We start from the raw sequence: 15,424 nt of genomic DNA on the forward strand, positions 1-15,424 counted from the left end.
TAAATCTAAAATAAAATTTGTCTGTAGTTAAACTATTTAATTTATTTCAATACAAAAAAAGCCTAGAATATAAAATTCTAGACTTTAATTAAAATAAAAAAAGATTACGTGGCTACGTCTTACTCTCCCAGGGGGTCGCCCCCCAAGTACCATCAGCGCTAAAGAGCTTAACTTCTGTGTTCGGAATGGGAACAGGTGTATCCTCTTTGCTGTAATAACCACATAATCTTTATTTGGAGCGGGTGAAGGGGATCGAACCCTCACAGCCGGCTTGGAAGGCCGGAACTCTACCATTGAGCTACACCCGCATGTTTTTAGAGTTAATACTCTGAAAACTGTATATCATTTAGAGATGAAAATTCATTTCATTCATGTCGCCAACGATATTCCTTCGCTCTCGCTTCAGTCATATCCGTTGCTCAAACATTTATTGGTCAAGTCCTCGACCTATTAGTATCGATAAGCTAAATACATTACTGCACTTACACCTTCGACCTATCAACCAGGTAGTCTTCCTGGGGTCTTACCCTTACGGTGGGAAATCTTATCTTGAAGTTGGCTTCGCGCTTAGATGCTTTCAGCGCTTATCCATTCCGTACATAGCTACCCAGCCATGCCCTTGGCAGAACAACTGGTACACCAGAGGTACGTCCATCCCGGTCCTCTCGTACTAAGGACAGGTCTCCTCAAATTTCCTACGCCTGCGACGGATAGGGACCGAACTGTCTCACGACGTTCTGAACCCAGCTCGCGTACCACTTTAATGGGCGAACAGCCCAACCCTTGGGACCTACTACAGCCCCAGGATGTGATGAGCCGACATCGAGGTGCCAAACCTCCCCGTCGATGTGGACTCTTGGGGGAGATAAGCCTGTTATCCCCAGGGTAGCTTTTATCCGTTGAGCGATGGCCCTTCCATGCGGTACCACCGGATCACTAAGTCCGACTTTCGTCCTTGCTCGACCTGTATGTCTTGCAATCAAGCTTCCTTTTGCCTTTGCACTCTTCGCACGATTTCCGACCGTGCTGAGGAAACCTTTGAGCGCCTCCGTTACTTTTTAGGAGGCGACCGCCCCAGTCAAACTGCCCACCTGACGGTGTCCCAAGACCTGATTCAAGGCCTATGGTTAGGATCCCAGTACTACAAGGGTGGTATCCCAAGGATGACTCCACACAAACTGGCGTTCATGCTTCATAGTCTCCCACCTATCCTGTACATGTAGTACCAAGACCCAACGTCAAGCTACAGTAAAGCTCCATGGGGTCTTTCCGTCCTGTCGCAGGTACCCGGCATCTTCACCGGGATTACAATTTCACCGAGTCTATTGTTGAGACAGTGCCCAAATCGTTACGCCTTTCGTGCGGGTCGGAACTTACCCGACAAGGAATTTCGCTACCTTAGGACCGTTATAGTTACGGCCGCCGTTTACTGGGGCTTAAGTTCACTGCTTCGGATTGCTCCTGACAGATCCCCTTAACCTTCCAGCACCGGGCAGGCGTCAGCTCCTATACATCGTCTTGCGACTTAGCAGAAACCTGTGTTTTTGGTAAACAGTCGCTTGGGCCTATTCTCTGCGGCCATCCAAAGGATGGCACCCCTTCTCCCTAAGTTACGGGGTCATTTTGCCGAGTTCCTTAACAATAGTTCTCTCGCTGGCCTTAGGATACTCTCCTCACCCACCTGTGTCGGTTTACGGTACGGGCGCCTTTAAACTCGATAGAGACTTTTCTCGACAGTGTGAAATCAGCTACTTCGCTACTAAATTTCGCTCCCCATCGTACCCCAGCATTATCTAGACGGATTTGCCTATCTAGACTGCCTCAGTACTTAGCCACACATAACCAACAGTGTGGTTAGCTTATCCTACTGTGTCATCCCATTTCTCAAACGCTTATTGGCGGTACAGGAATATCAACCTGTTGTCCATCACCTACGCCTTTCGGCCTCGGCTTAGGTCCCGACTAACCCAGGGCGGACGAACCTTCCCCTGGAAACCTTGGGTTTACGGCCCGTGGGATTCTCACCCACGTCTCGCTACTCATGCCAACATTCTCACTCGTATACTGTCCACATGTCCTTACGGTCATGCTTCAGCCTGCATACGAAGCTCCCCTACCCATCATAATGATGCCGTAGCTTCGGTAGTACGTTTTAGCCCCGGAAATTTTCGGCGCAGGATCACTCGACCAGTGAGCTATTACGCACTCTTTAAATGAGTGGCTGCTTCTAAGCCAACATCCTGGTTGTCTGTGCAATCCCACATCCTTTACCACTTAACGTACATTTAGGGACCTTAGCTGACGATCTGGGCTGTTGCCCTCTTGACTATGAATCTTATCACCCACAGTCTGACTCCCAAGTAAAAGAAAACGGCATTCGGAGTTTGATAGTCTTCGGTAAGTGCAATACCCCCTAGGACATTCAGTGCTCTACCTCCGTTTCTCTACGCTTGAGGCTAGCCCTAAAGCTATTTCGGGGAGAACCAGCTATCTCCGGGCTCGATTGGAATTTCACCGCTATCCACAAGTCATCCCCGAGCTTTTCAACGCTCGTGGGTTCGGTCCTCCACGAAATTTTACTTTCGCTTCAACCTGCTCATGGATAGGTCGCCCGGTTTCGGGTCTACGTCAAGTAACTTAGGTCGCCCATTTAAGACTCGCTTTCGCTACGGCTCCACACCTGAAGTGCTTAACCTTGCTACTTAACGTAACTCGTTGGCCCGTTCTACAAAAAGTACGCGGTCACACAAGAAATGTGCTCCCACAGCTTGTAAGTGCAGGGTTTCAGGTTCTATTTCACTCCCCTCCCGGGGTTCTTTTCACCTTTCCCTCACGGTACTATGCGCTATCGGTCACTAGGTAGTATTTAGGCTTGGAGGATGGTCCCTCCTGCTTCCCACAGGGTTTCACGTGTCCCGTGGTACTCTGGATCATGCTAGTAGCTTTCTCGTTTCAATTACAGGGCTATTACCTTCTATGGCGGAGCTTTCCAACTCTCTTCATTTACGATAGTGCATCCATGTTGCATGTCCGCAACCCCAACGAAGAAAACTTCATTGGTTTGGCCTTATCCGCGTTCGCTCGCCGCTACTTACGGAATCGAATTTCTTTCTTTTCCTCCAGGTACTTAGATGTTTCAGTTCCCCGGGTTCCCCTCATTAAGCTATGTATTCACTTAACAATACTTAGACATTACTCTAAGTGAGTTTCCTCATTCGGAAATCTTCGGATCAAAGTTTACGTGCAACTCCCCGAAGCTTATCGCAGCTTATCGCGTCCTTCATCGGCTCCTAGTGCCAAGGCATCCGCCCTGCACCCTTAATAACTTGACCAGTTATTAAAAGTTATCGCTACTGAACAAACTTCGTATTCACTCAGTTTATTCCAGTGCTTAAAGTTTGTAATTTTAAAGACTTTTCTTGTCGATGATATTTTTAGAAGTTATCTTCTTCATATATAAAATGATGTCATATCACTAAATGTTATACAGTTTTCAAAGTACTAAAGTACAATTAAGTACTAATTTTGAGGAATGAACCCTCAAAATTAAACAGTAGGTAATTCTCCTTAGAAAGGAGGTGATCCAGCCGCACCTTCCGATACGGCTACCTTGTTACGACTTCACCCCAGTTATTGGCTTCACCTTCGACGGACGCTTCCAAAAGGTTAGCTATCCGGCTTCGGGCGCCTCCAACTCCCGTGGTGTGACGGGCGGTGTGTACAAGACCCGGGAACGCATTCACCGCAGCATTCTGATCTGCGATTACTAGTAACTCCAGCTTCATGTAGGCGAGTTTCAGCCTACAATCCGAACTGAGAATGGCTTTAAGGGATTAGCTCCGCCTCACGACTTGGCCGCCCTCTGTACCACCCATTGTAGCACGTGTGTAGCCCTAAGCATAAGGGGCATGATGATTTGACGTCATCCCCACCTTCCTCCAGGTTATCCCTGGCAGTCCCTCTAGAGTGCCCAACTTAATGCTGGCAACTAAAGGCAAGGGTTGCGCTCGTTGCGGGACTTAACCCAACATCTCACGACACGAGCTGACGACAACCATGCACCACCTGTCACTTCTGTCCCCGAAGGGAAATCTCCGATTAGGGAGAGGTCAAAAGGATGTCAAGCTTAGGTAAGGTTCTTCGCGTTGCTTCGAATTAAACCACATGCTCCGCTACTTGTGCGGGTCCCCGTCAATTCCTTTGAGTTTCACTCTTGCGAGCGTACTTCCCAGGCGGAGTACTTAATGCGTTAGCTGCGCCACCGAGGGGGGTAACCCCCGACAGCTAGTACTCATCGTTTACGGCGTGGACTACCAGGGTATCTAATCCTGTTTGCTCCCCACGCTTTCGTGCCTCAGTGTCAGTTACAGTCCAGAGAGCCGCCTTCGCAACTGGTATTCCTCCTAATATCTACGCATTTCACCGCTACACTAGGAATTCTACTCTCCTCTCCTGCACTCAAGTCTCTTAGTTTCAAAAGCTTACTACGGTTGAGCCGTAGCCTTTCACTTCTGACTTAAGAAACCACCTACGCACCCTTTACGCCCAGTAATTCCGGATAACGCTAGCCCCCTACGTATTACCGCGGCTGCTGGCACGTAGTTAGCCGGGGCTTCCTCCTCAAGTACCGTCATTATCTTCCTTGAGGACAGAGCTTTACGACCCGAAGGCCTTCATCGCTCACGCGGCGTTGCTGCATCAGGCTTTCGCCCATTGTGCAATATTCCCCACTGCTGCCTCCCGTAGGAGTTTGGACCGTGTCTCAGTTCCAATGTGGCCGATCACCCTCTCAGGTCGGCTACTGATCGTCGCCTTGGTAAGCCGTTACCTTACCAACTAGCTAATCAGACGCGGGTCCATCCTGTACCGCCGGAGCTTTGATACTTCTACCATGCGATAAAAGTATGTTATCCCGTATTAGCATACCTTTCGGTATGTTATCCGTGTGTACAGGGCAGGTTACCCACGCGTTACTCACCCGTCCGCCGCTCTCTTCCGAAGAAGATCGCTCGACTTGCATGTGTTAGGCACGCCGCCAGCGTTCATCCTGAGCCAGGATCAAACTCTCAAAATAAATTTGAATTTATCTCGCCAACGATATGTATTCGCATTCGCTCATCCACATCCGTTGCTCCAATAAAAGTTGTCCATTGCTCAGCTAATCATTATCTGAATATCTGGCTTGGTTGTTTGTGTTTAATTCTATAAAGAATTATGTTTGTTTCTATAAATTAACCTACTGTTTAATTTTCAAAGTTCATTTTTTCAACTTCTTAAATCTAACAAAGTATATTTCCTTTGTCAACCTTTTTATTTAAGTTGTTTTGTCTTTCATGTTTGTCCGTTTCTTAAGGACAAGTAATACTTTATCACCTTAATTCATTAGAGTCAATACTTTTTTTATTTTTTTTTATAAATTTATTATTTTACTAGTTTTATACTATCTGTACATGTGCATATATCCACATTTTTTCATATAACTTTTTAATCATTTTTATTTAAAATTTAATATATAGTTTAGATATTTAGAGTATAATATTAATATACTATAAATATTTTTTTAAAGTTTCACATTTATGGTAAATATATTATTGTATATCTTTATACGTAATTTAAAATAAGTTTCATATTTCGGGAGGTGTTTTATGGGTAATAATTATCTTAGAGAACCGATTAATGGTTTTACTCACTTAGTAGGTGCTATATTATCATTTATCGGGTTACTTGCATTAGTAATAAAGACATCATTAACTAGTCCTACAGCTATAGCTCTTACTGCTGTTATAATATTTGGACTTAGTATGATACTTCTTTACGCAGCTTCTGCAACATATCATTTAGTTGTTTCTTCTGATAATGTTATTAGCTTTTTAAGAAGATTAGATCATGCTATGATCTTTGTACTGATTGCAGGTTCTTATACTCCATTTTGTTTAATTGCATTACAAGGAGTTACTGGGTGGGTACTGTTCGGAATAATAATAGCAGCTGCTGTAGCCGGTATTTGTTTTAAACTAATTTGGTTTAAGTGTCCTCGATGGATTTCAACACTTATATATGTGGCTATGGGATGGATTTCTATATTTTTAATAGTGCCTCTATATAAAGCTCTTTCTTTACAAGGTATAACACTGCTAATACTAGGTGGTGTTTTCTATACAATAGGAGCTTTAATATATGCTACTAAACCTAAATTTTTAAAATCAAAATATCTTGGTTTCCATGAAATTTTCCATATATTTATTATGTTTGGAACTCTTACACACTTTTTCTGTGTATTTAAATTTGTTATATAATTAGATAAAAAAGAGTAGTATAGGCTCAAAATCTATACTACTCTTTTCTTTTTTATTTATTTTTATCTCATTGCTCTCATTGCATTTAATACTGCTATTAATGCTACACCAACATCAGCAAATATAGCTTCCCACATAGTTGCTATTCCTCCTGCACCTAATATAAGAACTATTATTTTTATGCCTAAAGCAAATGTTATATTTTGCCAAACTATTTTATTAGTTTTAGTAGCAATCTCTATTGCTTTTGAAATCTTACTTGGTTCATCTGTCATTAAAACAACATCTGCAGCTTCTATTGCAGCATCTGATCCTAGTCCACCCATAGCAATTCCTACATCAGCTCTTGCCAAAACAGGTGCATCATTTATACCATCTCCAACAAAGATTACTTTTTCTTTTTCAGTTCTTCCTTTATATATTTCTTCTAATTTATCAACTTTCTCATTAGGTAATAGATTTGAGTACACTTTATCTAATCCTAGCTGACTAGCAATGTTATTTGCTACCTTTTCATTATCCCCAGTTAACATTACTACTTCTTTTATTCCCATATACTTTAGATGTTTTATAGCATCTATACTGTCTTCTTTGATTTCATCTGATATTACTATATAACCTCTATATACCTTATTTACTGCTATATAAACAACTGTTCCAACTTCTTTAGCTGGAGAATAGAAGATGTTTTCTTTTCTCATTAACTTCTCGTTACCTGCTAAAATGTGCTCTCCACTGTATCCAACTTTTATTCCATATGCCGCTATCTCTTCATAACTTTCTATCTTTTCTAAATCTACACTGTTATTATAGTAATTTAATATAGATTTTGCTATTGGGTGATTCGAGTTTGCTTCTGCAACTGCTGCATACTCTAATAAATTTTCTTCTGATATTCCTACAGAATTTATTTTAGTTACATTAAATACTCCTTTAGTAAGAGTTCCCGTTTTATCAAACACTACTGTGTCTACACTTCTTAACGCTTCTAAATAGTTACTACCTTTTATAAGTATTCCATTTTTAGATGCAAATCCAATTCCACTAAAGAAACTAAGTGGTATAGATAATACAAGTGCACAAGGACAAGAAACTACTAAGAATATTAACCCTCTGTATAGCCAATCACTAAAAACTGCATCATTTATAACAATAGGTGGAACTACTGCTATTAATAAAGCTGATATTACTACTGCTGGAGTATAATATTTAGAAAACTTAGTTATAAAATTCTCTGTTTTAGATTTTTTGCTACTGGCATTTTCTACTAGATCTAATATTTTAGCAACTGTTGATTCTCCAAATTCTTTAGTTACTTTAATAGTTAGTAAAGCATTTTTATTTATAAACCCTGATAGTATGTCTTCCCCTACTGTAATCTCTCTTAAAACTGATTCTCCTGTAAGAGCAGAAGTATCTACCATAGATATTCCTTCTATAACTATCCCATCTAGAGGAACTTTTTCTCCTGGTTTTACAATTATGATATCGCCAATGCTAACGTCTTCAGGTGATACCACTTTCATATCAGACCCTACCTTTAAATTAGCTGAATCCGGTCTAATCTGCATAAGAGCTGTTATTGATTTTCTCGATTTTCCAACAGCCATTCCTTGTAAAAATTCACCTACTTGGTAAAATAGCATAACACCTACTGCTTCTGGTAACTCTCCTATTGCTAATGCTCCTACTGTAGCTATAGCCATCAAGAAGTTTTCATCAAACATGTGTCCTTTAAATGCATTCTTTACTGCTTTTAATAAAACTTCTCCACCTACTATGATGTATGCTATTAAAAATATTAAATTACTAAATTGACTTTCAAATCCAGTAGCAGTTTGATATATTCCAAATATATAAACAACTGCACCTATGATTAGCTTTATCAAATCTGCTTTATTTACATCTGATTTTGGTTCTTCCTTAACTGAATTTGTATTTCTTTCTTTCTCATAATTTATCTGTATATCTAATCCAGGTTCAGTATCATTAATTATACCTACTACTTTATCTAATAACTCTTTTTCATTCACTGACTTATTTATTTCTAAACTTAATTTTTTATTTATAAAATTTAAGTTTGATGATTCTATCTCTTCTAACTTTCCAACCTTTTCATTTATTACTTCTGCACAATGTGCACAATTTAACCCACCTAAGATTATTTCTCTTTTTACATTTTTTTGTTTTGTTAATACTTGAATATCTAATCCCGGCTCTGTGGAGTTTATTATATCTATAACTTTATCTAAGACATCTTTTTCATTCGATCCTTCAATTATATTTATAGTAAGTTTTTTATTTATAAAGTTTAAATTCGATGATTCTATCTCTTCTAGTTTCCCAACCTTTTCATTTATTACTTCTGCACAATGTGCACAATTTAATCCACCTAAGATTATTTCTTTTTTTATTAAACTACAAGCATCCATAACCTTACCCCCTTTAACGTTTATATGTTTCTTGGATATGGTTTAACCCGCAATCAAATATTTGACTTATATGACTATCATCCAATGAATAATAAACAACCTTTCCTTCTTTTCTAAATTTAACTAATCTTGCTTGCTTTAAAACTCTAAGTTGGTGAGATATAGCTGAGTGAGTCATACCTAATAAACTCGCTATATCACATACACACATCTCTTTAGAAAATAAAGCATATAAAATTTTTATTCTTGTCGTATCCCCAAATACCTTAAATAGCTCAGCAAGATCATACAACATCTCATCTTCTGGCATCACCCCTTTTACTTCATTAACTATATCTTCATGTATTTCAATACAATTACATGCATTTATATCTTCTCTCATTGCAAATCCTCCTATTTTTAAATTTTTATAATTAAAATAATTTATTATTTTATAATCATACAAATATATGAATAATTGTTCATATATTTTATTATATGCTCGTCTGTTAATTTATGCAACCTATTTTATGTAAATTTTTATAAAATGCACATAATACCAATTTTTATAATATATATATTATTAGAGTGAATTTTAATAGCTAGTTATAGAATTTTTAGGAGGGATGATTAATATGAGTTTTGATATGTTCTCAGGCAAACAAAATGACGATATGGATCCGAATTATATATACCCTATGCCATATGTAGACCCTACAATGTATGCAAATCCATATGGTATGAATGGATCTGCTTATCCTGGATATCAAATGGACCCTAACATGGCAATGGGCGGATATATGACTTACATGAATCCTTATATGAATAATCCAGTAATGAGTGGTCAGCAACAACAGCAACAACAAAATCAGATAAACAATGATGATTGTAATTTCGAAGATATGGATGAAAATATGTTTATGCAAAATCAGATGCCAGGTATGATGCCTATGATGCCTCCGGGTATGATGATGCCAGGTATGATGCCTATGATGCCTCCAGGTATGATGATGCCGGGTATGATGCCTATGATGCCTCCAGGTATGATGATGCCGGGTATGATGCCTTATATGATGATGCCAGGTATGCCTCAAATACATCTAGAGGAATTTGATGAGGAAGAAATGTAAATTTTTTTTAAATAGATGTTATAAAAATTTGATATCTGTCTAAAATAATAATGTATTCCTCATAATATTCCCCCAATATTATAAATACAAAATAAAGCCACTGACTAGGATGTCGTGGCTTTATTTTTTTTAGCAATCTAAAAAATCTTCAAAATCATCAGAACTTGATTCTACAAAATCATATAATACATTTTCTTCAAAGTATAACTCTTCCTCTAATTTTAAATATTCACTGTAATTGCACTGTAGCATTTTATTTATATATTTTCTATTATTGTCACTATATGTTCCAACAAAGAATTTATCTCCTATTTGATAATATATAGCTCTTATGTCATTATTAATTACATATACATCTTCTTTCACATGATTATTATTGAAATTAAATCTAGTGAAAAACATAGCATCTTCCATATCGCTTCTTAATAAAAATGGATTATCTATATAAAATTTTTCTAAAAACTCATCATTCTCTTTAATTTCATATATAGCTACATATTCAGGTTTTGAAATTTCATCAAATACTTCAAAATCAAATATAGCTTCTTTATCTGTTGCTAGTATCGAGTTTATTTTAAAATTATCATTTTCTTTTGATATATTAAATGCTATTTTAGAAATATAATATCCATCATTGTCTTCATAAATAGCCTCACTAATATACTTTCCTTTTCCTTTTTTTGTAACAGTATTTTTCAAAAGTGATCCATTTATATTTGTTATATGCATATTTGATATATCTTCACTTCTTGAAAAATATTTTAAACTTTCTCTATCCCATGCAATAAATCTCATTGTCATATAATTTATAAACTCTATTTCATCAGTTATATTTTTACATATCTTAGGATATATTTCTTCAGGTTTCATAGTTGGAGTATAATTTTTTATTATATCCATATATTCTTGTGTGTTTCCAGGTAGTGGTTTTTCATAATATTCATTCTTATTCCCATAAAAATGAATTAAGAATAAAGCTTCTTCCTCTGATATAACTATTCTTTCTGATCCTAATCCACCCATTAACCTTTCTTCTTCTCTATAGGCTTCTTCTTTAGTAGGATTTGTAAGACTTACATAATCGGCTAATCCTAATCCTTCTGAATCTAATAAATAGCATTGATATATATTTATATTCTTTACATCATCTTCCCATTTTACAATTAATCCCATGCTTCCCATTAATCTAGAATTTGTTACTTTCGCAAAACTGAATTTCATAAAATCACATCCTCTTTTTTATATGATTATTTATCTAGTCCTAAATTTTATCTTATATTACTATAATAATACAATTTGTAATTAATGAATATCTTTTAGAATATACTATAAATTAACTATATATACTTTTTCTCTACTAAATATATCTTGTTTTATTTATCTGTACAAAAGAATATTAATTTATTTAATATAAAGTTACAACTTATATACTTTTTATAATATAATAAAATAAATGCTTAATCGAGGTGATATTTATGAAAAAAATTGCAGCTTTCTTTGATATAGACGGTACACTTTATAGAGATTCTCTTATGGTTGAACATTTCAAGAAACTAATAAAGTATGATATAATCGATCAAAAAGGTTGGTATGAACACGCAAGAGACACTTTCATGGATTGGGATAAAAGACAAGGTAACTATGACGATTATTTAGATGATGTATGTGAGTTATATGTTAAATCTTTAATTGGTCTAGATAAAACTTGCATTAATTTTACAAGTGACCAAGTAATAAAATTAAAATCTGATAGAGTTTACAAATATACTCGTTCTAGAATAAAGTGGCATTTAGATAACAATCACATTGTTATTTTCATATCTGGTAGTCCTAATTTCTTAGTTGAAAAAATGGCTAAAAAATATAATGTAACTGATTTTATAGGTAGTGATTATGTATTTGAAAATGATACATTTAACGGGACTGTAGTTCCTATGTGGGACTCTGCAAGTAAAAATACTGCTATAAATGATTTTGTGGAAAAGTATAATATAGATTTATCTAAATCTTATGCATATGGCGATACTAATGGTGACATAAATATGCTAAGAAGAGTTGGAAATCCTATTGCTATAAATCCTACGAAGGAACTTGTAAATCATATCGCTAGTGATGACTCTGTTTCTAAAATAGCTAAAATTATAGTTGAAAGAAAAGATATAGTTTATTCACTTTCTTCAACTGTAGATATACTAGATATATAAATTAAATATAATCTTATTAAAAGTCCTTGATTTTATTTTCTTGGACTTTTAAGTTTTTTAAATAGGAGGTTAGAATGAAATCTGATAACAAATATGACTCTAAAATTTTAGAAGATGATATTGATAAACTTAGCAAAAATCTTTATCTTGAATCTCCAGATTTATGGATTGATTTTACAGATAAAATTAATGATAATAACTTTGACGAAATGATACTTTTCTTTGCGAGTAAATATAATTTCTTATCTATAATAAAACATGCAATAACTAATGAATTAATTGATGTAAGCTTGCCTTCAAAGAATAAAAGCTACCCTACTATATCTCAGCACCTTATGTCTGTAGCACAACAAAATAATAGTGCTGAAATATACGATTATTTAAAAAGTTTAACAGATAATGAAAATAGTTTAAATTATAAAAAAACTGATGATAAAACTAAAAATGATAATATAGATAATAACAAAGATACTAACATATCATATTATCCTAAATTTATTTGCAAAAAATGTAAAACTAACATATTCGATACAGGTTTTAGTGAATGCGAAAAAGTCATATATACTTATTCGCCTAAAGAAAACTTAGTTAAAGAAGCCTCTAGATCTCATATGAATAAAATAAGTTGTTCCAATTGTAATACGCCTCTAGAAAATGTTACTTTAGAAATATTAGAAAGTTTATGTTCTATCCAAAATTGTAGTAAGTGTTATACTAATTTAACTATTGGAGGAATAACAGATAAAGTTAAAATGATATTTGATGAAAAAACTAAAAAATTCATTCCTCAATCAACTACATATCACTGTAGTAATTGCGATAATATAATAAATGAAAATCAGAAGAATTTTTTTGGACTTTAAATTAACATAAAAAGCATCTTTATTATTGAGTTAATAATAAAGATGCTTTTCTGTTATATATTTTTAATTAACTTTTTTAACTTTTCATTATAATATATTATAAATGATGTATATACACGATCATATATCAAAAATACTACTTCAAATGCTAATACTAAAATAATATTTATTGGAATTTGAATGAATGACTTTAATATTAAATACAATATACAAATCATTATATTTGCAAATATTAATTTCAATATATATTCAGTATATATATGTCTATCTTGTTCTATAAAATACTTAACTAACCCATATATTCCAAATGTTAATATATAAGCAACCCACTGTACTTTATTAGTCATAACTATAAAGGATAAAATTACAGTACCTATATAAAATATTACTCCACTTTTAGGTCCCCATTCCATTATTACTATAGATATAATAAGTGATGCTACTCCCATAATAAATAGAGTATTAATTGGTATAACATTAATAAGCAGTAATAATATTGTGTTTAAAGCTAATAATATTCCACCATACGCTATCTTTTTACTCATTATACCCTCCTAGCAACAGCCAACTATATCTCCACCAAAGCATTCACAGCATGAATCTAAACACCATAACTTCATACAGCCTTCACAACAGTCATCACCTAGACAACAACAGCAATCATCACAGCAACAACAACAGCATCCACCTAAGTCATTATGTCTTCTCCTATTGTATCTATATGATCTATCTCTATAATCATCTCTATAAAAATTAAAACTATCTAAAGCATCTTTATACGCTTTATTTTCTGGTTCCATAGTATTTGCTTTTTTTATGCTTTCTTCGCCCTCTTCATAGCATCCTATGTTCATGGCTGATATTCCATTTAAGTAATACCATAAAGCACATTTATCTTTTATATTTTTTAAAAACTGATATGCTTTTTCAAAATCACTATTATCTATTAATAACCTTGCTTTTATAAAATTTTCATTATTATATGCGTTACTGTACATTAGTTTCACACCCTTTTTCTAAAATATTTTGATATCTAAGATAAACTCCTGAATAAACAATATTCTCTATTATTGCTGTATTCATTTTTAAATTTAAATTATCTATACTTCTTCCCAGCATACCTAAAGACATACTTATAAGTTTATCCACTTTTTCTTTTAATTCTTCTCTTTTGTCTATGTATTCTATAAAAGGATTATAGCTACCTTTTTTATAGTCTTTGTCTAAATCTTCATAAGCATCTAGTATATATATATACTTACCTACGTTAAATCCAATTTTCCTTAAATCTTTTTCATATTCATCTTCTTTATAAGCAAATATCTCAGACATAAGTTTCCCAAAAGTATTTGATACTAAATCAATATTAATATTTTTTTCTTGTTCTAAACTATATAATATATCTAATTGCTCTTTTATTACTTCTGCTTTTTTAGGATATTTTTCATATGCTAACTTTAATTTACCCTTATAAATATTATATGCTAATATATCTTTTATGCCCTTATCATCTTTTAAATTGTCTTCTAATTTATAATATGTAAGAAGCACATTCATACTTGCTGCATATTCTGTTATTTCATTAATTATTTTCTTTTTCTTTTTAAATGGATTAACTATGCAACCTTCCTCTAAAACATCAGCTTTTGGTCTATATACTGATGTTAACACAAGTATTAAAAATGTTATATCATAATTCAAAGACAATCTAGAAATTTCACCATGATTATCTTTTAAATACTTACATAAGCCACAGTAATAACCTCTATAATGTTCATACTCTCTAAACGTTAAATCCATTTTATTTATTTTTACATAACCGAACATATTTTATCCTTTCTTTCATTATCATGTCAGTATATTGGTCTAAATATTTATAAACTCAATATAACAATTATCGAACTTTAAAAATTTTTCATCTGTTAATTTTTCATCTATATATAATTTTGCCATAGTTGTTGTCAGTTTAAACCTTTTAGGACCTATAGATCCTGGATTTATATATATTATACCATTTTCTGTATATATATTCCTCTTATGTGAATGTCCATATATAACAAAATTTATTTTTTCTTGCTGTAGATCTATATTTAATTTAAATATGTCATGTATTATATATAATTTTTGATTGCCTATCTGTACAGTTTTTTCAGTCGCTATAGATTCATCATCTATGTTTCTATCACAATTACCTAATACTGCTTCTAATGGTGCTATTTCTCTTAATCTATCTATTACTTCATATTTACCTATATCTCCTGCATGAATTATTAAATCACATCCTTCTAAATTTTGTATAACTTCCTCCCTCAATAATCCATGCGTGTCAGATATCAAACCTATTATCATATCCTTACTCCTTTTAAACAAATTAATATTATAATTATATCCATAATTATAATATTAATTTGTTTGTTATATAATCTAAATTGAAGTTTGATTTACTTGATCCACTTCATATACACTATAATTTTTGATATAAAATAATTTCCTTAAGCGTAAAAAATAGCTATCCATATG

At 34.2% G+C, this 15,424-nt stretch carries 11 protein-coding genes, 1 tRNA gene and 3 rRNA genes; 4 read left to right on the forward strand and 11 right to left on the reverse strand.

Annotation, left to right across the window (positions count from 1 at the left end; all coding sequences use genetic code 11):
- Positions 1–106: 106 nt before the first annotated feature.
- The 4 genes from rrf to NWE74_RS10295 all read right to left on the reverse strand — a co-directional run bounded on the left by rrf (position 107) and on the right by NWE74_RS10295 (position 5,074).
- Positions 107–223, reverse strand: a 5S ribosomal RNA gene (rrf, locus tag NWE74_RS10280).
- Positions 224–234: 11 nt separating this feature from the next.
- Positions 235–308, reverse strand: a tRNA-Gly gene (locus tag NWE74_RS10285).
- A 122-nt stretch (positions 309–430) separates the two neighbouring features.
- Positions 431–3,332, reverse strand: a 23S ribosomal RNA gene (locus NWE74_RS10290).
- Between the two features lie 239 nt (positions 3,333–3,571).
- Positions 3,572–5,074: ribosomal RNA gene (locus NWE74_RS10295) — 16S ribosomal RNA — on the reverse strand.
- The 16S, 23S and 5S rRNA genes sit together here with 1 tRNA gene alongside, the layout of an rRNA operon.
- A gap of 571 nt (positions 5,075–5,645) precedes the next feature.
- Between NWE74_RS10295 and trhA the strand changes: the two genes are divergently transcribed.
- On the forward strand, positions 5,646–6,296 hold the full coding sequence (gene trhA / locus NWE74_RS10300) for a PAQR family membrane homeostasis protein TrhA (protein WP_258243086.1): 651 nt from the start codon (positions 5,646–5,648) through the stop codon (positions 6,294–6,296).
- A gap of 62 nt (positions 6,297–6,358) precedes the next feature.
- Here trhA and NWE74_RS10305 read toward each other — a convergent pair whose 3' ends face one another.
- Both NWE74_RS10305 and NWE74_RS10310 read right to left on the reverse strand, forming a co-directional pair.
- On the reverse strand, positions 6,359–8,728 hold the full coding sequence (locus NWE74_RS10305; RefSeq protein ID WP_258243087.1) for a heavy metal translocating P-type ATPase: 2,370 nt from the start codon (positions 8,726–8,728) through the stop codon (positions 6,359–6,361).
- A 13-nt stretch (positions 8,729–8,741) separates the two neighbouring features.
- Entirely contained in the window at positions 8,742–9,110 is a 369-nt protein-coding gene (locus NWE74_RS10310; protein ID WP_258243088.1) for an ArsR/SmtB family transcription factor, read from the reverse strand.
- A gap of 232 nt (positions 9,111–9,342) precedes the next feature.
- Here NWE74_RS10310 and NWE74_RS10315 point away from each other — a divergent pair, with 232 nt between their 5' ends.
- A complete protein-coding gene (locus NWE74_RS10315; RefSeq protein WP_258243089.1) occupies positions 9,343–9,837 on the forward strand; it encodes a hypothetical protein in 495 nt (164 codons plus the stop codon).
- Between the two features lie 129 nt (positions 9,838–9,966).
- Here the strand turns inward: NWE74_RS10315 and NWE74_RS10320 are convergent, their stop codons facing one another.
- Complete coding sequence (locus NWE74_RS10320) at positions 9,967–11,058, reverse strand: hypothetical protein (protein ID WP_258243090.1); 1,092 nt, start codon at positions 11,056–11,058, stop codon at positions 9,967–9,969.
- A 254-nt stretch (positions 11,059–11,312) separates the two neighbouring features.
- Between NWE74_RS10320 and NWE74_RS10325 the strand changes: the two genes are divergently transcribed.
- Entirely contained in the window at positions 11,313–12,041 is a 729-nt protein-coding gene (locus tag NWE74_RS10325) for an HAD family hydrolase (protein ID WP_258243091.1), read from the forward strand.
- A 74-nt stretch (positions 12,042–12,115) separates the two neighbouring features.
- The gene (locus NWE74_RS10330) at positions 12,116–12,904 is read left to right on the forward strand and encodes a hypothetical protein (RefSeq protein WP_258243092.1); all 789 of its coding nucleotides are present in this window, start codon (positions 12,116–12,118) and stop codon (positions 12,902–12,904) included.
- 53 nt (positions 12,905–12,957) lie between these two features.
- On the opposite strand, the gene NWE74_RS10335 is transcribed toward NWE74_RS10330, so the two are convergent.
- Genes NWE74_RS10335 through NWE74_RS10350 form a run of 4 tightly spaced genes read right to left on the reverse strand, consistent with a single transcriptional unit; the run spans position 12,958 to position 15,253 of the window.
- Entirely contained in the window at positions 12,958–13,449 is a 492-nt protein-coding gene (locus NWE74_RS10335) for a hypothetical protein (RefSeq protein ID WP_258243093.1), read from the reverse strand.
- A 9-nt stretch (positions 13,450–13,458) separates the two neighbouring features.
- Positions 13,459–13,902 carry a hypothetical protein gene (locus tag NWE74_RS10340; protein WP_258243094.1) on the reverse strand — a complete coding sequence of 148 codons (444 nt, stop codon included), beginning with the start codon at positions 13,900–13,902 and terminating at the stop codon, positions 13,459–13,461.
- The gene (locus tag NWE74_RS10345; RefSeq protein ID WP_258243095.1) at positions 13,892–14,731 is read right to left on the reverse strand and encodes a DUF5685 family protein; all 840 of its coding nucleotides are present in this window, start codon (positions 14,729–14,731) and stop codon (positions 13,892–13,894) included. The genes NWE74_RS10340 and NWE74_RS10345 overlap by 11 nt, the downstream gene beginning before the upstream one ends.
- Before the next feature lie 39 nt (positions 14,732–14,770).
- Positions 14,771–15,253 carry a metallophosphoesterase family protein gene (locus NWE74_RS10350; protein WP_258243096.1) on the reverse strand — a complete coding sequence of 161 codons (483 nt, stop codon included), beginning with the start codon at positions 15,251–15,253 and terminating at the stop codon, positions 14,771–14,773.
- Between the last annotated feature and the right edge of the window lie 171 nt (positions 15,254–15,424).

This window comes from Romboutsia lituseburensis, from assembly GCF_024723825.1.
Taxonomy (GTDB): Bacteria; Bacillota; Clostridia; order Peptostreptococcales; family Peptostreptococcaceae; genus Romboutsia_F; species Romboutsia_F lituseburensis_A.